The 24,044-nt window shown below is 63.9% G+C and carries 22 protein-coding genes and 1 pseudogene; 18 read left to right on the forward strand and 5 right to left on the reverse strand.

Annotation, left to right across the window (positions count from 1 at the left end; genetic code table 11):
- The first annotated feature begins 76 nt into the window (after positions 1-76).
- The 16 genes and pseudogenes from ASC95_RS28295 to ASC95_RS28365 all read left to right on the forward strand — a co-directional run bounded on the left by ASC95_RS28295 (position 77) and on the right by ASC95_RS28365 (position 16,662).
- A complete protein-coding gene (locus ASC95_RS28295) occupies positions 77-1,951 on the forward strand; it encodes an SLBB domain-containing protein (RefSeq protein ID WP_162250867.1) in 1,875 nt (624 codons plus the stop codon).
- Between the two features lie 9 nt (positions 1,952-1,960).
- The gene (locus tag ASC95_RS28300) at positions 1,961-3,058 is read left to right on the forward strand and encodes a Wzz/FepE/Etk N-terminal domain-containing protein (RefSeq protein ID WP_157256546.1); all 1,098 of its coding nucleotides are present in this window, start codon (positions 1,961-1,963) and stop codon (positions 3,056-3,058) included.
- A gap of 92 nt (positions 3,059-3,150) precedes the next feature.
- Positions 3,151-3,285, forward strand: a pseudogene (locus ASC95_RS31000) (gfo/Idh/MocA family oxidoreductase); the annotation flags it as partial.
- A 43-nt stretch (positions 3,286-3,328) separates the two neighbouring features.
- Positions 3,329-3,541, forward strand: coding sequence for a hypothetical protein (locus ASC95_RS28305; protein ID WP_057301035.1), 213 nt, complete (start codon positions 3,329-3,331; stop codon positions 3,539-3,541).
- Positions 3,538-5,007, forward strand: a complete 1,470-nt coding sequence (locus tag ASC95_RS28310) for an oligosaccharide flippase family protein (protein ID WP_057301036.1) — start codon at positions 3,538-3,540, stop codon at positions 5,005-5,007. Before ASC95_RS28305 ends, ASC95_RS28310 begins: the two co-directional genes overlap by 4 nt.
- A 34-nt stretch (positions 5,008-5,041) precedes the next feature.
- A complete protein-coding gene (locus tag ASC95_RS28315; RefSeq protein ID WP_162250868.1) occupies positions 5,042-6,235 on the forward strand; it encodes a glycosyltransferase in 1,194 nt (397 codons plus the stop codon).
- A 10-nt stretch (positions 6,236-6,245) separates the two neighbouring features.
- Complete coding sequence (locus ASC95_RS28320; RefSeq protein WP_057301038.1) at positions 6,246-7,190, forward strand: hypothetical protein; 945 nt, start codon at positions 6,246-6,248, stop codon at positions 7,188-7,190.
- Positions 7,187-8,257: an EpsG family protein gene (locus ASC95_RS28325; protein WP_057301039.1), complete on the forward strand. Its 1,071-nt coding sequence runs from the start codon at positions 7,187-7,189 to the stop codon at positions 8,255-8,257. Before ASC95_RS28320 ends, ASC95_RS28325 begins: the two co-directional genes overlap by 4 nt.
- Positions 8,258-8,293: 36 nt before the next feature.
- Positions 8,294-9,427: an N-acetyl sugar amidotransferase gene (locus tag ASC95_RS28330; protein WP_057301040.1), complete on the forward strand. Its 1,134-nt coding sequence runs from the start codon at positions 8,294-8,296 to the stop codon at positions 9,425-9,427.
- Positions 9,424-10,053, forward strand: a complete 630-nt coding sequence (gene hisH, locus ASC95_RS28335) for an imidazole glycerol phosphate synthase subunit HisH (RefSeq protein ID WP_057301041.1) — start codon at positions 9,424-9,426, stop codon at positions 10,051-10,053. The genes ASC95_RS28330 and hisH overlap by 4 nt, the downstream gene beginning before the upstream one ends.
- Positions 10,047-10,832 carry an AglZ/HisF2 family acetamidino modification protein gene (locus ASC95_RS28340; RefSeq protein ID WP_057301042.1) on the forward strand — a complete coding sequence of 262 codons (786 nt, stop codon included), beginning with the start codon at positions 10,047-10,049 and terminating at the stop codon, positions 10,830-10,832. Before hisH ends, ASC95_RS28340 begins: the two co-directional genes overlap by 7 nt.
- Positions 10,833-10,834: 2 nt before the next feature.
- Complete coding sequence (locus ASC95_RS28345) at positions 10,835-11,872, forward strand: polysaccharide biosynthesis protein (RefSeq protein WP_057301043.1); 1,038 nt, start codon at positions 10,835-10,837, stop codon at positions 11,870-11,872.
- A complete protein-coding gene (locus tag ASC95_RS28350) occupies positions 11,873-12,985 on the forward strand; it encodes an NAD-dependent epimerase/dehydratase family protein (RefSeq protein ID WP_057301044.1) in 1,113 nt (370 codons plus the stop codon).
- Positions 12,982-14,115 carry a non-hydrolyzing UDP-N-acetylglucosamine 2-epimerase gene (gene wecB, locus ASC95_RS28355; RefSeq protein ID WP_057301045.1) on the forward strand — a complete coding sequence of 378 codons (1,134 nt, stop codon included), beginning with the start codon at positions 12,982-12,984 and terminating at the stop codon, positions 14,113-14,115. The genes ASC95_RS28350 and wecB overlap by 4 nt, the downstream gene beginning before the upstream one ends.
- Positions 14,115-15,347 carry a glycosyltransferase family 4 protein gene (locus ASC95_RS28360; RefSeq protein WP_057301046.1) on the forward strand — a complete coding sequence of 411 codons (1,233 nt, stop codon included), beginning with the start codon at positions 14,115-14,117 and terminating at the stop codon, positions 15,345-15,347. Before wecB ends, ASC95_RS28360 begins: the two co-directional genes overlap by 1 nt.
- On the forward strand, positions 15,340-16,662 hold the full coding sequence (locus ASC95_RS28365; protein WP_162250869.1) for an MBL fold metallo-hydrolase: 1,323 nt from the start codon (positions 15,340-15,342) through the stop codon (positions 16,660-16,662). Before ASC95_RS28360 ends, ASC95_RS28365 begins: the two co-directional genes overlap by 8 nt.
- Before the next feature lie 6 nt (positions 16,663-16,668).
- Here the strand turns inward: ASC95_RS28365 and ASC95_RS28370 are convergent, their stop codons facing one another.
- From ASC95_RS28370 to ASC95_RS28390, 5 genes are read right to left on the reverse strand one after another with little or no spacing between them, the layout of a single operon-like run.
- Positions 16,669-17,445 (reverse strand): 2OG-Fe(II) oxygenase, encoded by a 777-nt coding sequence (locus ASC95_RS28370; protein ID WP_057301048.1) that lies wholly within the window; start codon positions 17,443-17,445, stop codon positions 16,669-16,671.
- Positions 17,446-17,457: 12 nt separating this feature from the next.
- Positions 17,458-18,333: an SDR family oxidoreductase gene (locus tag ASC95_RS28375; RefSeq protein ID WP_057301049.1), complete on the reverse strand. Its 876-nt coding sequence runs from the start codon at positions 18,331-18,333 to the stop codon at positions 17,458-17,460.
- Positions 18,330-19,388: a glycosyltransferase gene (locus ASC95_RS28380; protein ID WP_082568192.1), complete on the reverse strand. Its 1,059-nt coding sequence runs from the start codon at positions 19,386-19,388 to the stop codon at positions 18,330-18,332. Before ASC95_RS28380 ends, ASC95_RS28375 begins: the two co-directional genes overlap by 4 nt.
- 15 nt (positions 19,389-19,403) lie before the next feature.
- Entirely contained in the window at positions 19,404-20,324 is a 921-nt protein-coding gene (locus tag ASC95_RS28385) for a glycosyltransferase family 2 protein (RefSeq protein WP_162250870.1), read from the reverse strand.
- Positions 20,321-21,754 carry a flippase gene (locus ASC95_RS28390; protein WP_057301052.1) on the reverse strand — a complete coding sequence of 478 codons (1,434 nt, stop codon included), beginning with the start codon at positions 21,752-21,754 and terminating at the stop codon, positions 20,321-20,323. The genes ASC95_RS28385 and ASC95_RS28390 overlap by 4 nt, the downstream gene beginning before the upstream one ends.
- Positions 21,755-21,830: 76 nt before the next feature.
- Between ASC95_RS28390 and ASC95_RS31005 the strand changes: the two genes are divergently transcribed.
- Entirely contained in the window at positions 21,831-22,058 is a 228-nt protein-coding gene (locus ASC95_RS31005) for a hypothetical protein (protein WP_057301053.1), read from the forward strand.
- Positions 22,055-23,998, forward strand: a complete 1,944-nt coding sequence (locus tag ASC95_RS28400) for a sulfatase (protein WP_162250871.1) — start codon at positions 22,055-22,057, stop codon at positions 23,996-23,998. Before ASC95_RS31005 ends, ASC95_RS28400 begins: the two co-directional genes overlap by 4 nt.
- Positions 23,999-24,044 lie beyond the last annotated feature (46 nt).

The following is a 24,044-nucleotide window of genomic DNA, read 5'->3' on the forward strand; positions in this document are numbered from 1 at the left end:
AATGACTATTCCCGGCTCCTGGGAAACATCCCGATCGTTGAGTTGCGTTTGGCCATGCCGAATTCGAAGTAGCCTGGTGGCCCTGGGCATTACCCTGTTCTCAGGGCTGACCAGTCTCGCCGTTGCTGCCAACGACACCCAAGAGGTCTCAGCCACGGGGCCGGTCAGGCTGGTAGTGCCCGCACGGCCAGCGAACGCTGACGCAGGAAATGAATCGCTGACACCGCTTCGAGACCGCGAACTCGATCGAGATCGAGATCGAGATCGAGATCCGTTAAGCCCTACGTTGCAAGATCCATCTGGGCGCAAGCCGCTGCTGACCGAATTCGAACGCCACGTTCGCCGTAGCGCTGGCGAAGACTCGGAGGTTCGCAGGTTTGGCGCCGAGTTGCTCTCTCAACGCAACTTCCCTCAAGGCGAGGCATCCAGCCAGATCCCTCAGGACTACATCATCAGCGTCGGTGACGAACTGGCGGTCAACCTGTGGGGCTCGGTCGAAGCCGATCTGCGTCTCATCGTTGACCGCAGTGGCCGCATCACCATTCCGCGCGTCGGCCCTGTCATGGTGGCGGGCCTGCGATATGCAGACCTCAATGCAGCGATCGACCAGCGGATAGGACAAGTCTTCCGCAACTACCGCCTCAGCACCTCGCTCGGCAAGCTTCGCAGCATCCGTGTATATGTCACCGGCTTTACTCAACGCCCGGGGGCCTATGCGGTCAGCAGCCTGTCCACCATCGTCAATGCGCTGGTCCAGTCAGGCGGCCCTTCTGCCGCGGGCAGCTTTCGCAACATTGAATTGCGGCGCGGCAGCAAGCTCGTGAGCCAGTTCGACATGTATGACTTGCTGCTGCGTGGCGACAAGAGCGCCGACCGCGTGCTGCAAGCGGATGATGTCGTGCATATCGGCCCCGTCGGTCAGCAGGTTGCCCTGATCGGCAGTGTCAATCGCCAGGGGATCTTCGAGCTCAAACCCGGGGAGGTCGTTGACGATCTGCTGTTGATGGGCGGTGGCTTGAATGCAGTAGCCGACCGCACGCGATTGGCCGTCGAAAGTTTGGACACCCGCAACGACATCAGGATCGCTGAGCTCAAATTGCCGGCGCAGAGTCGCTTGAACCTGAAGGGGGGCGATGTCGTCCGCGCCTTCAATGCCCTCGATGCGGTGCTGCCGCAGCACCGTCAGAACAAGCGTGTGCGCATTGAAGGCGAGGTACAGCGGCCTGGCGACTACATCCTGCCGCCCACCAGCACGCTGAACGATGCGGTCACTGCGGCGGGCGGCCTCACGCCCGGTGCCTTTGTCTATGGAGCCGAATTCAATCGAGAGAGTGTTCGCATCACCCAGCAAGCTCAGTACGAGCGCGCGCTGCGGGACCTGGAGACCGAGTTCGCGCGCATCCAGGTGACCCAGAAGGCACTGACCGCTGACGAAGCCAGTGCACAGGGAGCCCGCGCGCAGAGTTCGGGGCGCCTGATCGAACGTCTTCGTGCGGTCCGACCGACCGGTCGCATCGTGTTGCAAATACAGCCCGCGGCCACCAACCTGCCGGACCTTTCTCTTGAGGACGGTGATCGACTGGTAGTGCCAGCCCGTCCCTCGACGGTGGGTGTGTTCGGCAGCGTCTTCAATGGCGGCAGCTTCGTCTTCAACCCAGGCGCCAGCCTTGATGACATGCTCAAGCTCGCCGGTGGGCCGACTCGTGGCGCGGACAACGCAAGCACCTTCGTCATCCGCGCCAACGGCAGCGTGGTCAGTGCCAAGCAGCAATCCAGTGGATGGATTTCGTTGAGTAGCGGCTTCGCAACGCTGCCCGCACTGCCCGGAGACACCATCTTCGTTCCGGAGGACCTGACGCGCACGAGCTTCAGCCAGGAAGCCAAGGAATGGACGCAGATCCTCTATCAGTTCGGCCTGGGTGCTGCCGCATTGAAGACCCTCAAGAACTAAGAGCAAGCCTTGTCGACACTTCCCTCCGGCGCGGCGAGCTCGCCCGCAGAACCAGAATTGACCCTGTCCGATTTCGCCGCAGCGCTCCTCGCGCGTTGGCGATTGGTAGTTGGCGCCCCGCTTGCTGCTGCCGTGCTGGCTCTAGGGGTGAGCTATCTGATCAAGCCGACCTTCACGGCTCGCACCACCTTCATGCCACCCCAGCAGCAGGGCGCTGCGACCGGTGCTCTGGCATCCCTGGGTGCGCTGGCTGGCCTGTCGGGCGCCGTGCGCAATACGGGAGATCAGTACGTCACTTTCGCGCTGAGCCGCACCGTCGCCGACCGAATGCTGGAGCGCTTTGATCTGAAAACGGTCTATGAAGAGAAACTGTCTCATGATGCAAGGCTGAAGCTGACGGGTCACACGTGGGTCAGCCTGGGCAAGAAGGACGGCGTGATCACCCTTGAGGTTGACGACCATGATCCCAAGCGCGCGGCAGACATGGCCAACGCGTATGTTGAAGAGTTGCGCAAGCTCACCTCCAGGCTGACCCTGACCGAAGCGCAGCAGCGGCGCGCCTTCTTCGAAGGGCAACTCAAGCAGGTGCGCGCCAAGCTGGACGCCGCTCAGGCAGCGTTGCAGGGCAGCGGCGTGTCGGTCGAGACGATCAAGGCCGAGCCCAAGGCCGCGGTGGACGCCTTGGCCAAACTGCGAGCAGAACTTACCAGCGCTGAGGTGCGGCTACAGATGCTGAGTAGCAGCCTGGCCGAGAGCACGCCCGAAGTGCGGCAGCAGACCGCCGCTATCAGCCGCTTGCGCAGCGAACTGACCCGTGCCGGCCAAGCTGAACAGTCGACAGCGGGGGGCTACGTCGGCGCCTATCGCGAGTTCAAGTACCAGGAAAGCCTGTTCGACCTGATCGCTCGCCAGTACGAGCTAGCGCGCGTGGACGAAAGCCGCGATGGCGGCCAATTGCAGATCATTGATGCCGCCCAAGTGCCTGAGCGCAAGTCCAAGCCCAAGCGCAGCCTGTTCATGCTGGCCGGTTTTGCGCTGGCCCTGCTCGCTGTGGGTGCATACACCAAGCTGGCATTGGGTCGCGAACGCGCAAAGCGCCGAACCTAGATCACCGATCTCTGTGCAGGCCCAGCCCTGCCCGGGGCACCTCAGCTCATTGCAGAGCAAATACCGAATGAATGTCTTTTCGAAGCCTATCGGTCCGCGCCTGCGACGAAGCTGGCGTCCGTCTCTTCGTCGTCAAGCAGAACCGCCGCAATCAGACGCTGCAGTTGCTCAAGAAGACCATGACGTCCGGCCGCTTCGGCCGCATCCAGATGGTCAACGTCAACGTGTTGTCGAAGCACTGACGCAGGCCTTGCACTGAGAGCGCTGCCGATGCCACAAAGTGATTTCTCGCGCAACATCGTCCCGCTGCTGGGCGGGGCCACGATCGCGCTCGCCATTCCCGTGTTGATCGGCGCCGCCTCGCTTGCCAAGGCAGTTGACGGCAAGCGCCACCGAGCCGGCACCGACGGAGTGAGAAACGCCGACACGAATCGCCAGTGGCTTGACTGCAGGGCCGCTAGCGGGCTGCGTCGCACCGAATGAGCAGCGCCTCCCACCGCCAGATCTTCAAGTCGACCCTGATCACGGGCGGCGCCACGGCCATCACGCTCGTCGCCGGACTGGTCAAGGTCAAGGCACTGGCCGTGCTGGGTGGCCCCGTCGCGATCGGCTTGATGGGGATCTACCAGAGCATCGTGAGCACCGCAGCCACCGTCGCCGGATGCGGCCTGCCGAACAGCGCCGTGCGCGCCCTTGCGGCGCAAGGCGCGGACGGCGCCCGGACTGCGGGCCTGTGGCGTGCGATGCTGGTCGCCACCCTGTTGCTGGGCCTGGGTGCGACCGTCCTGCTGACGCTAGGCGCTGGGCTTGTCGGCCAGTGGCTCATCCATGCGCCGATCTCCGTGCCGCAGGCACTGGTCCTCTCCGTCGGCGTGGCGACCGCCATGCTCTTCGCGATGCAGACGGCGCTGCTGCAGGGCCTTCGCCGCATCGGCGACCTGGCCCTCGTCAGCATCGCTTCCGCAGTCCTTGGCGCCGCCATCAGCTTGCTGCCGGTGCTGCTGGATTGGCCGCACGCCATCATCTGGTTCGTGGTCATGTCGCCGCTGTGCAGCACCGCATTGACCGCCGCCGGCCTGCATTTCAAGCGCATCGTCCCGGTCCGGTCGGGGAACGTGCCACCGATGGGTCCGCTGCTTGGCCCCATGTTCAAGCTCGGCCTGCCCATCATGGCCGCAAACCTCGCGATGATGGGCACCCAGCTCGCCGCCCGCGGCGTCGTCTTCGGCAGCCTGGGGGCCGACGCCGCCGGCCAGTTCCAGGCCGCCTGGGCGATCTCGACCACCTATGGCACCTTTGTGCTTTCCGCGATGGCGGCGGACTACTTCCCGCGCCTGTCCACGCTGTATGCGCAGTCCGAGGCGCAGGCCGCGTCCCGGCTGGTCAATCAGCAGGCTGACATGACGCAGACCCTGTCCGGCCCCCTGCTGCTCGCCCTGATCGCGTTCAGCCCGCTGGCGGTCACCCTGCTCTACTCGCGCGAGTTCGGGCCAGCCTCCGAACTGCTGCGCTGGCTGGCCCTGGGCGATGTGCTCAAGGTTCTGGGCTGGCCCATCCGCTACATCCTGCTGGCGGCCGGCAAGGGTGGACTCTTCATCGTGGGCGAAGTGGTCTGGGGCGCGAGCTATCTCGCGGCCCTGTATTTCCTGCTGGCCGATCACGGCCTGGACATCGCCGGCATCGGCTATGTCGCGGCCTATCTCGTCCAACTGGCCTTCTTCCTCGCGGCGGGTCGGCTGCTGATCGGCCTGCGCATCAGCCTTCACAACCTGCTGTTCGCCGTCGCCCTCCTGGCCCTGGGTGCTGCAATGATCGCCACCCGCTCGCTCCCCTATGCGGGCCTCTATCACGGCGCAGCGATCCTGCTCGTGGCGGTTTACGCCGTTCACAGGCTCGATCGCATGATCGACATCCGGGACATCCTGCGAAAGCGCCGTGCCCGCCCCTGAGCCCGCGCGGCGTCCTGCAAACATGAGCCTGAGCATGTCTACCGCCCCCGTACGACTCCTCGTGGTCGACAACGCCCACATCTATCGCACGCCCGACGGCCGCTACTACGCACCATCGCTCTACGACAACGCCTTCTTCAAGCGTTACCTCCAGGTGTTCGAGAGCATCCGCTTCGTAGCAAAGACACGCCACGTCGAGAGCATCGACCCGCAGCGCTTCATCCTGATCGATGCGCCGGGTCTGGAAATCCATGAGCTCCCCTGGACGCAGGGCATGAAGGCGCTGTTCAAGCGCCTGCCGGCAGTGCTGGCCCGCTACCGTTCTGCCGGTGAGGGCATGGACTGCGCCATCTACCGCGTCAGCCAGCTGGAAAGCTATATCGCCTTCCTGTTCCGGCGCCGGCGCATGCCCTTCTTCCTCGAGGTCGTCAACGACCCCGAGACCTTCGTCCACATGCCCCGGATCATGCGCGCTGCCAACCAGTTCATGCTGCGAGTGCTGCTGCGGCGGGCGCGGGGCGCGGCCTTCGTCACCGAGCACGTGTTGCAGGACAAGTACCTGCCCGACGCGTGCCGCCGCAACCCGCTCTACACCCTGTCGCACTACTCCTCCATCGAGCTGAAGGCGGACTGGCTCGCGCCACCGCGCGACTTCGCCCCCTTGCCGCGCATCCGCATGGCGCACGTCAGTAATTCAATCGACAACGACATCAAGGGGCACCGAGCCGCCATCGCCGTCGTCCAGCGCCTGCAGGAGCAAGGTGTCGAGGCAACGCTGACCTGCATCGGTGACGGCAGCGCCGTCGAGGAATTGAAGGCCCTGTGTACGGAACTCGGCGTGCAGGAGCGGGTGCGTTTCGTCGGCCGCATCCATGACCGCGCCATGCTGCTGGCACAGCTGCGCGAGGCCGATCTGTTCCTGTACCCGACCCGCCTGGAAGGACTTCCGCGAGCGGTCATCGAGGCCATGGCCATGGGCCTGCCCACGCTGTCGACGCCGATCGCCGGCATCCCGGAACTGCTCCCCCCCGCCTACATGTTCGATCCGGACGACATCGCCGGCTTCACCGAGGCCGTCCGCCGCCTCAAGGATGCGCCGGAGGAACTCAGCCGCATGAGCCGCGACAATGTGGCGACCTCCCGGAAGTTCGCCAAGGACTTGCTCGACGCGCGCCGCTCCGACTTCTATACCCAGCTGCGGGTCCTTGCCCGCCCTGCCACCGCCTGAAGCACGACGCATGCGAGTCCTCTACCTCACCGGCCGCGAGAACGCGCTATACAACCAGCATCGGAATCTGGTGGCCGGGGTGCAGGCGACCGAGTTCTTTGCCAGCGACGCGCGCTGGGCCAAGCTGGGTCGGCGAGTCATGCGCTCGGTTCCATTTGGCTCGGTCAGCCCCTTCTTCGCCGACTGGATCGGCCGGGCGCACGAGTTTGACGTGATCCTGCTGACAGGCACCCTGCACAGCCAGCCTATCGGTAACGCGCTCATCCGGCGCGGCCTGCGCGACCGGCTCGTTCACTGGTTTATGAACCCGATCACACCGGCCGATCGCATCGAACGGCTGCTCGCCCAGGACGTCCCCATCATCACCTTCGATCCGCGCGATGCCGAGCAGTACGGCCTGCGCCTGGAAACGACTTACTACTTCTCGAGCCTGGCGCCCGAGTCCGCCACGACGCCGGGCCCGACAGGTGCCGACGTGTTCTTCGTTGGCGGCGATAAAGGCAGACTGGGTCAGCTGATCCAGCTTCGCCAGCAGTTCGATGCGCTGGGCCTGAGCTCGGACTTCCACATCACCGACACGGGGCACGCCCGCAGCTCGCCCTCGCATGCCTTCTCGCCTCCCATTCCCTACGCGGAGGTGGTTAGGCGCATCCAGGACTCGCGCTGCCTGCTCGACATCGTCCAGGCAGGCCAGAGCGGCCTCACGCAAAGGCCGATGGAAGCGCTCTTCCATGGCCGCAAGCTGATCACCAACGAGACCACCCTGGCCGCTCAGGACTTCTACCGCAAGGAAAACGTCTTCATCCTCGGGCGCGACGACCCGGCCGGGCTGGCGGCCTTCGTCCGCTCGCCCTATCGGCCGGTGGATCCCGCCGTGCGCGCACGCTACGACTTCCGCAACTGGATGGCGCGCGTCGCCGCCGGGGTCGCACGATCCGGGGGGCCCCGTCCATGATCCCCCTCCTACTGCTGGTGGCAACGATCACTGCGCTGGCCGCGCCGCGTGGCCGGATCGGCTTCGCGCTCCTGATGCTGGCGGTTTTTGCCACCGTGGCAGGCAATATCGACAACCCGGACCGCATCCACTACGTGGACAACTTCGAGGGCGTCCGGACCGACGGCGGGAACGCAAGCTTTGAGCCCGGCTACCAATTGCTGGCGTACTCGGCCTCCAGCCTAGGCTTGGACTACGGCGCCTTCCATTTCGTCATGACCGCCGTCGCGCTGCTGCTGATCGCCCGGACCATCCTGGACCTCTGCGATCAGCCGGGCCTGGCGATGTTCGCCTACCTGTGTTTTCCCTTCATCTGGGATGTGACACAGGTGCGCAATTTCTACGCGATGGCGCTGATCCTGTTCAGCATGCGCTACCTGCTTGTCGAACAACGCGCCTCGCCAGCCAAATACGCGCTGACCATCCTGCTGGCCACGATGTTCCACGTCACCTCGGCTTTCTATCTGCTGTTCCTGCTGGCTCGCATACGCAACAGGTTCGTTCTGTGGGGCATGCTCGCGCTCGGCGCGGGCGCCTACTTCACGCTGTTCAGCGAATTGGTCACCTCGCCGCTGCTCGCCTTCATCGGCGACAAGATCGACGTCTACACGACGACCGAGACCAGCATGGTGACCAAGCTCTCGGTCGGAACCTTCTATGCCGCCAGCCTGGTGATGATCTGGTGGGCGGGTCGTAGAATCGCAGGCCGTGGCCCCGCGGCGCGTGGCCCCGCCGTCATGGGCGTATGGGCGATATCCGGTCCCTTGATCCTGAACATGAACCTGATCGCCGGGCTGTCGATATTGCTGACCTTGGACAACCTCGATTTCATACGGCTCTTTCGCAACATCTTTCTCATCAATTGCATCTTCGTGATCAACGCGATCCGGAGCAGGCGGAGCGGCGGGATGACCTTGACCTTGAGCTTCCTGCTCTATCTGGTGGTGACGTTCACGGGCTTCGTCGTGGTGACGTCCACCTCCGACATCATCGGCAATGCGATTGAGAACAACGCGATCAATGGCTGAGGCCAGCAACACACAAGGACCGCAGGTTTCACGCGCATGAAGAACTATCGAATCTGCTCCAACTGCATCATGGACACGTCCGACTCCGGCATCGTGTTCGACGAGCGCGGCTGGTGCGACTACTGCAACAACTACCACCGCAACATCCTGCCCAACTGGCATACGGATGAGCGCGGCGAGCGCGAGATCATGGCCCAGGTGGAGCAGATCAAGCGCGATGGCAAGGGCAAGGACCACGACTGCCTGATCGGCCTCTCGGGTGGTGTCGACAGCTCCTACGTGACCTATCTGGCCAAGGAGAAGTTTGGCCTGCGCCCACTGCTCTATCACGTCGACGCCGGCTGGAACTCGCAGCAGGCGGTCAACAACATCGAGAAGCTCGTCGACGGCCTGGGGCTGGATCTGTTCACCGAGGTCATCGACTGGCCCGAGATGCGCGATCTGCAACTGGCCTTCTTCAAGGCCCAGGTACCGCATCTGGATACCCCTCAGGACCATGCCTTCTTCGCCGGTCTCTACAACTTCGCCGCCAAGCACAACGCCAAGTACATCCTGACCGGGGCGAACTACTCGACGGAATGCGTTCGCGAGCCGCTTGAGTGGCACTACCACGCATCCGACGTGCGCCAGCTCAAGGACATCCACCACCGCTTCGGCACGCGCCCGCTGAAGAAGTTCCCGCTCGCAGGCATCTTCCGCTTCAAGATCTATTACCGCTTCTTCAAGGGCGTCCAGGTCGTCAAGCCGCTGAACTGCGTGCCCTTCTTCAAGGAAGCGGCCATGGACGAACTCGTGCAGAAGTTCGGTTGGCAAAAATACGCTCACAAGCACTACGAATCGCGCTTCACGCGCTTTTACGAAGGCTATTGGCTGCCCAGCAAGTTCGGCTACGACAAGCGCCGCGCGCATTTCTCCAGCCTGATCCTGACAGGCCAGCTCAAGCGCGAGGACGCGCTCGCCAAGATCGCTATCCCTGCCTACGACGACGAGACGCTGGCGCATGATTTCGAGTACATCGCGACGAAGCTCGGCCTGACCGTTGCCGAGCTGCAGGCCTTGCATCGCGGCCAGCCGAAGACGTACAAGGACTACGCCAACGACATGGCCATCATCGAACTCGGCACGCGGGTGCTGCGGGCTCTTGGTGTGCAACGGGCCATCATCCGATGATCACCATCGTCAGCTACGGCGTCGGCAATATCGGCGCGCTGGCCACCATGTACAAGCGCATGAACATCCCGACGCGCTTTGCCACGACGGCGGCCGAGATCGAGGACGCGACGCATGTGATTCTGCCCGGCGTCGGTGGCTTCGACGACGCGATGAACCGACTCAACGACTCCGGCCTGCGCGAACCGCTGGATGCGATGGTCGCCCGTGGCGGCGTGCCCGTGCTGGGCATTTGCGTCGGCATGCAGATGCTGGGCGAATCCAGCGACGAAGGCCAATGCAAAGGACTGGGCTGGGTGCCCGGCCAGGTCAGGCATTTCGATAGCACCGGCAAGACCGCCGGACTGCCGCTGCCGCACATGGGCTGGAACGACGTGAAGCCGCTGCCGGGCGTTCCGCTCTTCAAGGGGCTGGAGACCGACGCGCGCTTTTACTTCCTGCACTCCTATTACTTCGAGTGCCGCGACCTGGCCCATGAAGCCGCGCACGCCGAATACGGCTCGTCCTTCGCCGCCTCGGTTCGCAATGGTTGCGTCTACGGCATGCAGGGTCATCCCGAGAAGAGCCACCACTGGGGTGCGGCGTTGCTGAAGAACTTTGCCGAACTGGAGTCCTCGACATGCTGAGGCCGCGCATCACGCCCTGCCTGCTCGTGCACGAGGGAGGCCTCGTCAAGACCGTTGGCTTCAAGGACCCGAAGTACGTCGGCGACCCGATCAACGCGGTCAAGATCTTCAACGAGAAGGAATCGGACGAGCTGGTCGTGCTGGACATCGACGCCACGCGCAACGGCGTTGAGCCCGACTACAAGCTGATCCAGGACCTGGCCGCCGAATGCCGCATGCCGCTGGCCTATGGTGGCGGCGTGCGCACGCCCGAGCAGGCCAAGCGCATCATCGAGCTGGGCGTCGAGAAGGTCTGCATCAGCAGTGCCGCCATCGAGGATCCGTCCTGCATTCGGCGTATCGCCGACGCGGTGGGCGGCCAAAGCGTGGTCGTCGTGCTGGACGTGCGCAAGAAAGCCGGACTTTTCTCCAGTGGCTACGAGCTCTGCACGCACAACGCCACCCGGGTCCACAAGCTTGATCCCGTCGCGTTTGCACGCGAATGCCAGGCGCAAGGTGCCGGCGAGATCGTGCTGAACTCGGTGGACCGCGACGGCACGATGAAAGGTTATGACATCGAGCTGGCCAAGCAGATACGCGCGGCGATCCGCATCCCCATGAGCGTGCTCGGCGGCGCCGGCTCGCTGGCTGACATCGAGGCGCTGATCAATGCCTGCGGCGTCATCGGCTGCGCCGCGGGCAGCCTCTTCGTGTTCAAGGGCCAGTACCGCGCCGTGCTCATCAACTATCCGCAGCCGGCCCAGAAAGACGCCCTCTTCGCCGCTGCCCTCTCCCGCTGACCATGTTCGACGACAAGACCCTGCTCATCACCGGCGGCACCGGCAGCTTCGGCAATGCCGTGCTGCGCCGCTTCCTCGACTCCGGCCTTCGCGAGATCCGCATCCTCAGCCGCGACGAGAAGAAGCAGGACGACATGCGCAAGAAGTACGCATCGCCCAAGCTCAAGTTCTACATCGGCGACGTCCGCGACCCGCGCGCCGTGGCCGGTGCGATGCGGGGCGTGGACTACTGCTTCCACGCCGCTGCGCTCAAGCAGGTGCCCTCCTGCGAGTTCCATCCGATGGAGGCCGTCCGCACCAATGTGCTGGGCACCGAAAACGTGCTGGAGGCCGCCATCCAGGCCGGCGTCGAACGCGTCGTCTGCCTGTCGACCGACAAGGCCGTCTACCCCATCAATGCGATGGGCATCTCCAAGGCCATGATGGAGAAGGTCATGGTTGCCGCCTCGCGCAACCTCGAAGGCACGGGCACTGTCATCTGCGGCACGCGCTACGGCAATGTGATGGCCTCGCGCGGCTCGGTGATCCCACTCTTCGTCGAGCAAGTCCGTGCCGGCAAGGCGCTGACACTGACCGATCCGGAGATGACCCGCTTCATGATGACGCTGGACGACGCCGTCGAGCTGGTGCTGTACGCCTTCGAGCATGGCCGCAACGGCGACATCTTCGTGCAGAAGGCGCCGGCAGCGACCATCCGCGTGCTGGCGGAGGCGGTGCTGGACGTGCTGGAGCAGTCCAGCCATCCCATCCGCGAGATCGGCACCCGCCACGGCGAGAAGCTCTACGAGGCCCTGCTCAGCCGCGAGGAACGCGCCGGGGCTGAGGACCTGGGCGGCTACTACCGCATCCCGCCCGATGGCCGCGACCTCAACTACACCAAGTTCGTCGAACAAGGCGAAGCCCGCATCCAGGCCGCGGAGGACTACACCTCGCACAACACCGAGCGCCTGGACGTGAACGGCATGAAGGCGCTGCTGATGAAGCTGGACTTCATGCGTCGCATCGCCGCCGGCGAGCGGAACGTGACGGCGGAGGACTGAGTGCGCATCGGCATCACCGGCGCTTCGGGCTTCGTCGGCCGCAATTTGCAATGGCGGCTGGGCGAGGCCGGCCATGCCGACGTACGCTTGATTTCCCACCGAGCCGGCGACGCCGAGCTCATCGAACAGTTGAGCGGCCTGGACTTCGTCTATCACCTGGCCGGCGTCAATCGCCCGCTGGACCCGCTTGAGTTCGATGATGGCAATGCCGACTTCAGCCTCCGCCTGGTGTCCATTCTTGGGAGTCTGCAGGATCGCCCCCCGGTAGCCTTCGCCTCATCCACGCAGGCGACTCTGGACAACGTCTACGGCCGTAGTAAGCGCGCGGCCGAGGAGGCCCTGCTGCACTACCAGCGTCAGTGCCGCGTCCCTGTCTACATCTTTCGGCTCACGAACGTCTTCGGCAAATGGTGTAGGCCTAACTACAACTCGGTCGTGGCAACCTTCTGCCACAACATCGCACGCGACCAGCCCGTCACGATCAACGACCCGACGGCGCCTCTGCGGTTGGTCTATATCGACGACGTCATCGACCAGATGCTGGCGCTGCTGGAGCCTGCGCCGCCCGAGCCAGGCTTCGTCGACATCAAGCCGGCCTATGACACCACGGTGGGTGAACTCGCCGATACGCTCAGGGGCTTCCGTCAGACCCGCGACGACCTGATGACCGACCGCGTCGGCACGGGTCTCACCCGCGCCTTGTATGCCACCTACGTGAGCTACCTGCCTCCCGAGGGCTTCTCGTACACGGTGCCGCGCCATGCCGACCCCCGCGGCGTTTTCGTCGAAATGCTGAAGACGCCTGACTGCGGCCAGTTCAGCTACTTCACTGCCGGCCCCGGCATCACGCGCGGCGAGCACTACCACCACACGAAGACCGAGAAATTCCTCGTCATCAAGGGCACGGCGCATTTCGGCTTCCGCCATATCGACAGCGGCGAGACGCATGAACTCGTCACACGCGGCGGAGAGGCGCAGATCGTCGAGACCATCCCCGGCTGGACCCACAACATCACCAACATCGGCGACGACGAGCTCATCGTGATGCTATGGGCCAACGAGGTCTTCGACCGCGCACGCCCGGACACGACCGCCATGAAAGTCAAGCCATGAAAAAGCTCAAGGTGCTGACCGTCGTCGGCACACGACCGGAAATCATCCGCCTGTCGCGCGTGATGGCGGCCCTGGACGAGCACTGCGACCACGTGCTCGTCCACACAGGGCAAAACTACGACTACGAACTCAATCAGGTCTTCTTCGACGACCTCGGTGTTCGCAAACCCGCGCATTTCCTGAATGCAGCGCAGGGCGGTGCAGCGCAGACCATCGGCAACATCATTGCCGGCATCGACAGCGTGCTGGAGGCCGAGCAGCCCGAGGCCATGCTGGTGCTGGGCGACACGAACAGCTGCCTTTCGGTCATCGCCGCCAAGCGCCGCAAGATTCCAATCTTCCACATGGAAGCCGGCAACCGCTGCTTCGACATGCGCGTGCCAGAGGAAACCAACCGCCGCATCGTCGACCATACAGCCGACATCAACCTCACCTACAGCACGATCGCACGCGACTACCTGCTGCGCGAAGGCCTGCCGCCGGATCAGGTCATCAAGACCGGCAGCCCGATGTTCGAGGTGTTAAGCCACTATCGCGACGGCATCGCGTCGTCCGACGTGCTGACTCGCCTCGGTCTGGATGAACAAGGCTATTTCGTCGTCAGTGCCCACCGCGAGGAGAACATCGAGTCGCCCCGGACCTTTGGCAAACTGGTCGGCATTCTGAACGCGGTCGCCGAGGATCACGGCCTGCCCGTCATCGTATCGACGCACCCGCGCACGCAAAAGCGCATTGATGCCGAAGGCATTCAATTCCATGCCGGCATCCGGCTGCTGAAGCCCCTGGGGTTCCTGGACTACGTCAGGCTCCAGGCCTCGGCCAGAGCTGTGCTGTCGGACAGTGGCACCATCAACGAAGAGTCGTCCATCCTCAACTTCCCGGCGCTGAATCTGCGCGAAGCCCATGAGCGGCCTGAGGGCATGGAGGAAGGTGCCGTCATGATGACTGGCCTGTCGCTGGACCGCGTGCGCCAGGGCCTTGCCGTTCTGCAGGGCCAGCCTCGCGGTGACGAACGCAGCCTGCGCCTCGTTGCCGACTACAGCATGCCTAATGTGTCCGCCAAGGTCGTGCGCATCATCCACAGCTACACGGACTACGTGAAGCGCGTCGTCTGGCGCCAGTACGACTGATGCGGGTGCTGGTCGTCAGCCAATACTTTTGGCCGGAGGTTTTTCGCGTCAATGAGATCGTCTCCGAACTGCGGGCGCGGGCCCACGACGTCACCGTGCTGACGGCGTTGCCCAACTACCCTGGTGGCGACGTCTTCGACGACTACGCGGTCGACCCAGCCGCCTTCATCGACTACCACGGCGCCAACGTCATCCGTCTGCCGGTGCGTCCGCGCGGCAGGGGCTCGATCCGACTGCTGTTGAACTACTGGAGCTTCGTGTTCTGGGGCTGCCTGCTCGGCCCGTGGAAGCTGCGCGGCCGCCAATTCGACGCGATCTTCTGCTTCGAGACGTCACCCATCACGTCCGCATTACCGGCCGTTCTGCTGCGCCGCATCAAGCGCGCGCCACTGCTGCTGTGGGTGCTTGATCTGTGGCCTGACACGCTGTCGGCGGTAGGCATGGTGCGCTCGCAACGCGGCCTCAACGCGGTCGGCGCGCTGGTGCGCTTCATCTACAGACGCTGCGATCTGATCCTCGCCCAGTCCAAGGGCTTTTTTCCGGCAATAGAGCGCTGGTCGCAGGCGCCACACAAGTCCCGTTACTTCCCGCAATGGGGCGAAGCCGCTTTCGACGACGATCCCGGCGGAGTTGCCGAAGCGCCCGAGCTGGCACCGCATGCCGGCAGCTTCAGGCTGATGTTCGCCGGCAATATCGGTGATGCTCAGGACTTCCCGGCCCTGCTCGATGCCGCCGAAGCGACCCGGCACCGACCCGAACTGCACTGGCTCATCGTCGGCGACGGCCGTCAGGCCACCTGGGTACGCGAGGAGATCGAAAGACGCGGTCTGCAAGCCACCGTTTTCATGCTCGGCCGTCACCCGTTGGAGCGCATGCCGGCTTTCTTTGCCGGTGCCGATGCGCTGCTGGTGTCCCTGAAGGCCGAGCCGATTTTCGCGTTGACGATCCCAGGCAAGATACAGAGCTATCTCGCTGCCGGGAGGCCGCTGCTGGCCATGCTGGACGGCGAAGGTGCCCGCGTGGTCGAGGAGGCCGGCGCCGGCCTCTGCTGCCCCGCTGGCGACGGTGCAGCGCTGGCCCGCGCGGCAGAGCAATTGGCCGCAATGAGCGTCGTTGAGCGCGCCGTGATGGGCCGCCGCGGCCTGGCCTACAGCCAGCGCGAGTTCGATCGCACGACCTTGATCGGGCAACTCGAGAAGTGGTTCATTGAGGCAAGGACCAGCCGTGAGTGATATTGGCATCCAGTTGATCAACCATGCCTGCGTGCTGATCGAGGCGGGGCCCGTGCGCCTGCTGACCGATCCGTGGTTGTCTGGCTCGGCGTTCAACCATGGTTGGGAGCTGCTCGCGCCGACGCCCGTCTCGATCGCCGACCTGTCGTTCAACTATCTCTGGTATTCACACGAACACCCTGATCATTTCGCGCCAGCGGAATTGCTCAAGATTCCGGTGCATGCCCGAGACGGAGTCACGGTGCTCTACCAGGCCACCGTCGACGGCAAGGTTGCGGAGTTCTGTCGCAGCCATGGCTTCAAGGTACTGGAACTAGAGGACGACCGCCGCTATGAACTGACCGACGGCATCGTCGTGCGCTGCGGCCAGCATCGCGGTTCAGATTCATGGCTGCTCATCGAGACGCCAGGGGGCACGATCCTGAACCTCAACGATTGCTACCTCCCGAGCGTTGCTGATGCACAGGCACTGCACGCCCGGACCGGCCCGATCGACGTGCTCCTGACCCAATACTCGTTCGCCAACTGGATAGGGAATGAAGGAGATGACGCCTATTCGCGCGCCCTCGCCAACATGTATTTGCGTATCCTCGCGAACAATCTGCAGGTCCTGGCGCCGCGTTTCACGATTCCGTTCGCGAGCTTCACCCGCTTCTCGAGTCGAGAGAACTCGCATCTCAACCGCTTCACGAACCGGGTCGACCAGGCGGTCGAAACGATCGCGGCGAACGGCAGTTGCCCCATCGCTCTTTACGTCCTCGATCGCTGGCAGCTCGGCGATACGAGTCACGACAACACCTCAGCGATCGCGGCATGGGCTGCTGCCGCGCGGCAGCCCACGTCGGTATGCAGCGAGCCGCCCAGCGTCGCGCAATCTGATTTGGACCTCGCCTTCGAACGCTATGTCACGCGTATTGCGCAGAAGAACGACATGGCTGCGATTCGCACGCTGTCCGCAGCCGGCTGCCTGCCAGCGACGCGCATCCACCTGACCGACTTGGGTCGCGTGGCCGTGTTGGACATCTGCGCGGGCGCCCTGGCCTGGGATACGGACACGCAGGACTTCGACATCGCCATGCGTTCGGATTCGCTGAGTTTCCTGCTGCGCCATGAATGGGGCCGCGGCGCCCTGCAGATCAACGGCCGGTTCCATGCGAACTACGCGACCTTGCGCCGCTTCATTTGCCAGACACAGATCGCTTTCATGAACAACATCGGGCGCAGTTACCCGGCCACCATCGCCGAGACGGAGGTCGTGAACCCGTCGACCTTCATCCTCAGGGTCGTCGACCGCCTGCACCCCGTCGACGCCTGACGCGGGTCAACGGGCCGGCCGCGTCTTGTTGCCGCGCTTGTCGAGCACACCACGCTTGACCCACAACGCACTGTGAGGATCGCCGACCGCAACATCCGCCGCCGGGCGCGCAGCCCGGGTGTAGTAGTAGAGGATCAGCGAACGCCGCTCGGTGCCAGGCGGGAATGTGATCGGCTCGGGCAAGCCGTGAAAGCTGAAGTCATGCGAGTCAAACACGACGAGCCGGTTGAACAGCGGCTCGACCCGCTTGACGCAGTTTTGCCCGGTGCGATCGTAGATGCCGAACTCGCCACCCCAGCCGGGCTGCCAGCCTGGGTTCAGATAGACGATCGCATTGAGCCGGCGCGTGAGCCCGGTGGCGTCGTGATAGTTGCCGTCGACGTGTACATCCAGCAACCCGCCGGGTAGCGTGACGTTGAGCCCACCCCCTGTGAAGTAGGGATCCGGCACCAGTTTCTCTACGCCGATGCGCCGGCCCATCGCGTCCAGCACCAGCGACGAGTTGAGGATACGCACGGCATCGACAAGCCCCTCGGGAATGTCGAATTCCGACTTCCAGGTCGTGCGGAACTTGACCTCGATGTCGGCATCGTTCGCATGCTCCCAGCCAGACGCCGAGAGCGCCGGGAAATGGTCAAGGCAGGCTTTCGCGATTGGAAGGTCGAAGAAATCGTCGACGACGATATGGCGGTACGGTTCGTCGAAGTACCCCTGACCCTCCACAGCATCCAACAGCTTGGCGGCACAGCGCTGCGCCGCAGCCTTCAGAGAAATCTGGTCCATCGTCCCTATCGCTCAACCAAATTCGCGCATGCGCGAAATAAGTTCGGGCCATTGCGGCGCCTCGTAGCCAGTGGCGGCATGGAAGCGCTCACCGCTCAGCGAGCGGTCGATCACGGGCTCGTCGTCAGCTTGGGCCGGCCCGTCGCGGCCATAGATCTTGCCGACCAATCTGAGCAGTTCATACTTGCTGATCGCCGGTCCGGCAACATGGTAGGTCCCGTGAAGCTCAGGATGCGGAATAACGTACTGCTCGATCACACGGGCGAATTCAACGGTCGGAAGCGCGGAAACGATGGCGCGCGCGAAGCCGCGAACGGGACCCTGCTGGCCGAGGAACCAGTCGATCAACCCATGATCGGTGTTGAGTTCGTGACCGATGATGGACGTACGCAATGTGACGGCATGCATACAGTCAACTTCTCCCATCAGCTTGCTGCGCCCGTACAGATCCTGCGCATCCGGCACATCGTCTTCGGTGTAGGCGCCGCGCGTACCAGAGAACACGCAGTCGGTTCCGATGTTGATCAGGCGAGCGCCATGGATCTTGCTGAGTCGCGCGAGCCGATGCGGCAGGAGGGCATTGATCGGGATCGCCGTCGCCGGGTCACCGGCTCCGGCCAGTTGCTTGACGACGCCTATGCAATTGATGACGTACTCAGGCTGCACGCGGTCGAATAGAGCACGAAGCCCGTTGAGATCACTGCCTTCGACGCGACTCAATATCTCGGCCTGTGGCGCGACCCGCTGCAACTGCCGGGCCGCCTCGTCCCTGCGTACTGAACCAAAGACACAATGCCCCGAACGGGACGCGAACCAACGCAACACGGTACTACCCAACATGCCGTTGGCGCCAAGCACCAACAGTCGAGGCGCGGTGGTCTCTGTCATGAAGCGGATTGTCCTTCACCCGCAATGGCTCGCAGGAACTCCAACGCGGACACAGGTGCAACGGTGGCTTCTCGCAGGCCGAGATGGCGGCGGATGGCGCGCGCAATCGACACAGGCGATTCAGGATCGAAAGTCTGCGCTGGCTGGCAGATGTCGCGCACATAGTCTCGCTCGCTTGCGACGATGGGCAACCCCAGCTCGCGCGCTTCGAACAGCGGCAGGCCGAACGATTCCCCGCGCGACGGGAAGACCAACGCACCAGCGCGCCCGTACAAGGCCAACACTTCGGCATGCGGCAATGGACCGAGGTCCTCGATGCGCAAGCCGTATTGCTGCGCCTGTGCACGTACCCAAAGGCTCAGCACCGAATTGCGAGCCGGCAGCGTCAGCGCCAATGACGGTCGCAAACCCTCCGCCGCAAGGAGCTTCCAAGCCTCGACCAGCGAGCGATGATTCTTGTGGGGTTCGCCATCCGCGACGTAGACGAAGTCCCATCGCTCGCCGTGGTCCTGCGACGGCGCGCCGATCGGCAACGCATAGGGCAGCGTCCTCACCGGCACAGGCATTTGCGGCCACCAGGCCCGCAGCTCGCGGGCCATCGTCGGTGTCTGCACCCAGTAGCTGGCGACACGGCTGCGACCCAGCCGAAACAGGGCCCGCTCGAATCGCTGGCGCCAACGAACCCAACGCGTGGATTCGCGCAGGTCGATGTTGCCGAGGTAATGCAAGTTCTGCAGAAAGACGATGTTCTCGGCGCTGTTGGGCAGCAGCGGGGGCAGTCCATGGAAGCACAACACACGATCACCGGCCCGTGCTTCGCGGACCAAAGACAGCTCGCCAGCCAGCCGGGCGATTGGCGTTGCTCGCACCCAGTGAACCTGAGCGGCAGCCGGCAATGGCAACTGGCCTTGCGCTCGAGCGTCAAGCCAAGCCCACATCGGCAGGTCGGCAGGCCAGTCGGCCAGCATGGCCTGAAGCAGCACCAACCCGCCGCCCGTGTGGACATTGGGCGCGTCAAGCAGCAGTCGACTGGACACCGGGAAAGCAGAATGCATCACGAAGCAGCCGACTCAGCGTTCGGCCCGGGTGCGCAGACCGTAATAAGCGCGGCGCGCGAAGCCGGACAGCAAGCGGCGCCACACGCCAAGGTCAAATAATGTGGCCGGCCCGAGCCAAACCGCCTGCGCAAAGCAGGCAAGCGCCGCGAACACGCGGCCCGACTGGGCATGGTTCCTGGCCGACAACGTCAGCGCATTGGAGCGCGCCCTGCGCGCGCCCCGCCCATGTCGTTCGCGCCAGAATGTGGTGACCACGTCCACGATCTCGTCGGCGCGCTGCCTCGACATCATGCGAAACGACGACGAGCCATCATGAATGCGGCACTCGGCCAGACAGCGCGGCACGCGCACGAAGGGCCCCAGGGTCGATGCACGCAACCAGAAATCAAAGTCGGGGACCTGGCGCAACGCCGTGTTCCAGCCGCCTGCGCGGGCAAGCACCTCGCGGCGGAACAACGCGCCCGGGCCTGGCGGCTGAACAAGATCGACGTGCATCGCCTCGATGTTGAATTCAGCGGCAACGTGGGGCCGCATGCGCTGCCCCTGCGCGTTCGTCAGCCAATAGTCGCAATAGGCAACCGTCGCATCAGGCCGAGCAACTAGCTCTGCCACGAGCGTCTCTACGGCACCTTCACACAAGCGATCGTCCGAACTGAGATAGCCGAGTATTTCACCGCGGGCCAAAGCCCAGCCACGATTCAACGCGGCAGATTGGCCGGCGTTTGGCTGCGTGAACACCTTCAGCCGCGAAGGCGCATGGCGCTGCGCGCAACGATGAGCGACTGCCAGCGTGTCATCGGTGGAGCCATCGTCAATGACGATGCATTCGAGGCAAGGATGCCGCTGTGTCAGCACGCTTTCAATCGCAGCCTCCAGGTACTCGCCCTGGTTGTAGGCAGGAATGACGATGCTGACGAGTGGAGTCTGAGTCATGAAGCTCGGGGCCGGCCAAAGCGCCGCCATGCGATTGTCGCAGTAGCACCCAGCATGGCGAGCCACCATCCCAGCCGCGCATCGGTCCCTTGCAGCATCAAGCCGGCAAAGGCAGTGGCAGCGAGTGCGGCGCCGGGCACCCAGGCCAACCAACTCGGCGCCGCGCCACGGGCGCGCCAGCACAGCAGGAACAGCGTCATCGCATCGACCACCATGCGTGCGAGCCAGGCCAGCGCCGCGCCGAACGGTCCGAACTGGCGGCACAGCAGCCACAGGGCAGCAAGGAACAGCGGCAACAGCACGCAGTGCATCAGCGCAGGCACTCTGAATTGCCCGACGGCGTGCAGCCAGGTCAGCGGCAAATGTGCCAGGCAGTTGATCAGAATTCCGACGGCGAACACCTTCAGCAACGGCGCACTGACGACCGCAAACTCTGCGCCCAGCCACAGTGAAAGCAGCTCGTCAGCGAACAGCGCCAGTCCGGTCGTGATGGGCAGCATGATCAGGAACAGGGCATGCACCGCTCGATCTAGCAGCAGAGCGTCCGAGCCATCTGCCCGCACCGACCTGGCTGCAAAGGTTGGCAGCAGCACCGAAGTCAGTGCACTGGGCACTATCCACAGTCGGGTCACGATCTCCTGCGGCGTTGCGTAGTAGGCAACTGCGGCAGCGGACAGCATCACGCCAATCAAGAAGCGATCCACATAGCCCATCAGGGGGCTGATGACGTTGCTCAAGGTCAGCCAGCCACCGGACACCAGTAAGGGCCGCAACAGTGCCGCTCGCCAATGCCAGCGCCCCGCCGCCTCGGGGAGGACGTGCCAGACCTGCCATGCATGCACCAGCAACGCGACCACTCGGCCCGCCAGCAGCAACCAGGCAATGCTCACCAGACTGTCGCCCCACAGGTGCAGCGACAACCACGCCCCGGCAAAGGTCCACAGACCGAGTGGCAAGCGCACCAGATTCACCGCCCCGAACGCATGACACGCCTCCAGGATGCCACGCAGCCCGGCTGTGACAACGATGGCCGGCATCATCAGCGCAATGACACGGATCACTGCCACGGTCTCTGCCCAGTCCGGCAGATCGCGCATGTGGTCTGCAATGGTCGGCGCCAAAACGCCCATTAGCAGCCCTGCCGACAAGCCCAGCAGTGCCAGCAAGCCCAGCGTCGTGGCCGCCAATGGCCCGATCACCGCCGTGTCGCTCCGCTCTTTGGCAGCCGCGAGTTGCTGCGTCAGCGCACGCGCCAGGCCGAGATCAAACAGCCCGAAATAGCTTGCCAGTGCCCAAACCAGCGTCAATACGCCAAAGCGCCCGGGACCGAGTTGCCGCAGCAGCTCAGGTATCACCAGCAGCGCTGCGAATAACGGCAGTGCCAGCCCGAGCAGGTTCAGCAGCGTGTGACGGGCGAGCCTAGAGGTCATTGGTACGAATGAGGGTGGCGGATTCTATGGGAGCGCTCCTGCGTAGAATTCGCGCTTCCCGCTCGCCCCTCAATCCATGCACGCGAAGAAAAGACCCCTCGGCCGCCCGGTTGCTCTGGCGCTGTTGTTGCTCAGCTGTACGCCGGCCTTCGCTTATATCGACCCGAATGCCGGCGGCATGCTGTTCCAACTGCTGGCGCCGTTGTTTGCGGCGATCGTCGGCGGATGGCTCTTCCTGCGTCGCTGGATCTCAGAGGTGGTCCGACAGATTTGGTCGCGCCTGACGGGCCGCGACCGCGAATGACCGCCCGCAATCCGCCCGGGTCCTCCAGCGGTGTGGGGACGATGTTCCTTTGCTGCTTCGCGCCACTGGGTCTGGTCTGGATGCCCATGGCACTGCTGCGGCAGATCGACGCCTTCCTCGGTTTCGCAACCCCACTGCAGCTCGCACGCGACGTCGGGTTGGCCTACCTTCTGCTGTTGCTGCCAGCGCTGCTGCTTGCTTTGCTGGGGGCTAGCGTTACTGCATTGCTGCGTCGTCTGCGTATCGCCAATGCCGACGGTTGGGGCTGGGCCGTGGTGCTCCTCCCCACTCTGTGGGTCTGCATCTGGCAGTTGGGCGGCACAGGATGGGCTTGGCTCAAAAGCGTCTGGACCTCGCAGCTGAACATCGGCTACGGTGGCCGGCTGATGGCCGCAATGGCCCTTCTGGCGGTATTGGTCTGGCTGATACGCCGACGAGGGTTGCGCCGGCTGATTGACGACACGATCGCTCGTCTGGCCGGATTGCGTGGCCCGGCGTTGCTGCTGCTGCTGCCCGCCATTGTCGTGGTTGCATGGATGCCACCTCGGCTCGCGACCACGGCACCTGCAGCCAACACCGCGCCGGTTCCGAGCAATCTGCCGGACATCTACCTGATCATGATCGACACCTTGTCCGAGGTGGATGCGCAGGTGTGCGGGAATGGCACGACGACCATGCCAGGGTTGCGAGAGTTCGCTGCAAGTGCCACCTGCTTCGAGCGCAGCTATGCCAACGCAAACTACACGACGCCCAGCACTTCCACGCTAGAGACGGGCCTGCTGCCGTGGAATCACTGGGCGGTCCAGTTCGTCGCGCAGATCGCCGAGCCGCAGCAGGAGGCATCGTTGGGCAGCCGGCTCCGGGCGGCCGGATATGAAACCCATTCGATCAACGCCAACTTGCTGGCTAGCCCGCGCCGACACGGTACGCAGGCCGGTTGGGACAGCCAGCGGATTGCCCCTTCGACGTCGCTGGGCCATGTGCCGCGCGCAATGCTGACGCTGTTCTCCGACACCACACTGCCCTATTGGCTGTCGTCGCTGGTACCGCTGCTCGACACGATCGACATTTACCTGCACGGCGAGCGGCAACCTTATCTGGCCGAGTACGCCTACCGAGAGTTCTTGCAGAGCGTGGATACACCATCGTCCAGCGGTCGGCCACGCTTTTATTGGGTGCACACGCTGCCGCCGCACGATCCCTACCTGCCGCCACAAGAAACCAAGTACCGGCTGCTGCCCAAGGGCACCTTGGATCGTTGGGCAGAGTTTCGGGGCATGGGCGATTACCCGCCCGAGCATCAGGCCGGCATCGACAAGTACCGGCTGCGCTACCGCGAAAGCATCATGGGCGCTGATGCAGCACTGAACCGCTTGTTCACAGAGCTGAAGCAACGTGGCAAGCTCGACAAAGCCATCGTCATCGTCAGCTCAGACCACGGCGAATCATTCGAGCGAGGCTTCCTGGGCCACTCCGGCGAACTGCTGCACAACCCTTTGCTGCAGGTTCCGTTGGTGGTACGTCTGCCCGGTCAGACCACAGGCCGCCATGTGACGGATCCCGTGAGCACGGTCGACCTGCCTTTGACAATCGCGGACTTGGCCGGCGCCTCGCTGCCGAACACCGACGGACAATCGCTGCGTCCCGCGCTGGACGGCCAGCCAGTGCCTGCGCGGCCGGTCTTCGCGATGGCGATGGAAAAGCAAAGTCGTTTTAGGCCTTTGCGTGCAGGCCAATACGTCATCATGGACCGCAACGACAAGCTCGTGCTGCACCTGGCCACCAGTCGCGTTGAGCTCTACGACCTGGCAAACGATCCGCAGGAACAGCACGACCTGTCCAGAACCGCACCCGAAAAGGCCGCGCGGTTGCGCACCATGCTGGAAAGCAGGTTGGCTGAAGCCGAACAACGCCGCGCCAAGCAGTTCGGGTCGAAGTGAGCGCGACCTTGACAAGCCCGTTGCAAACGGTCGATGCGCAGTTGCT

Source organism: Pelomonas sp. Root1217 (genome assembly GCF_001425705.1).
GTDB lineage: Bacteria > Pseudomonadota > Gammaproteobacteria > Burkholderiales > Burkholderiaceae_C > Pelomonas.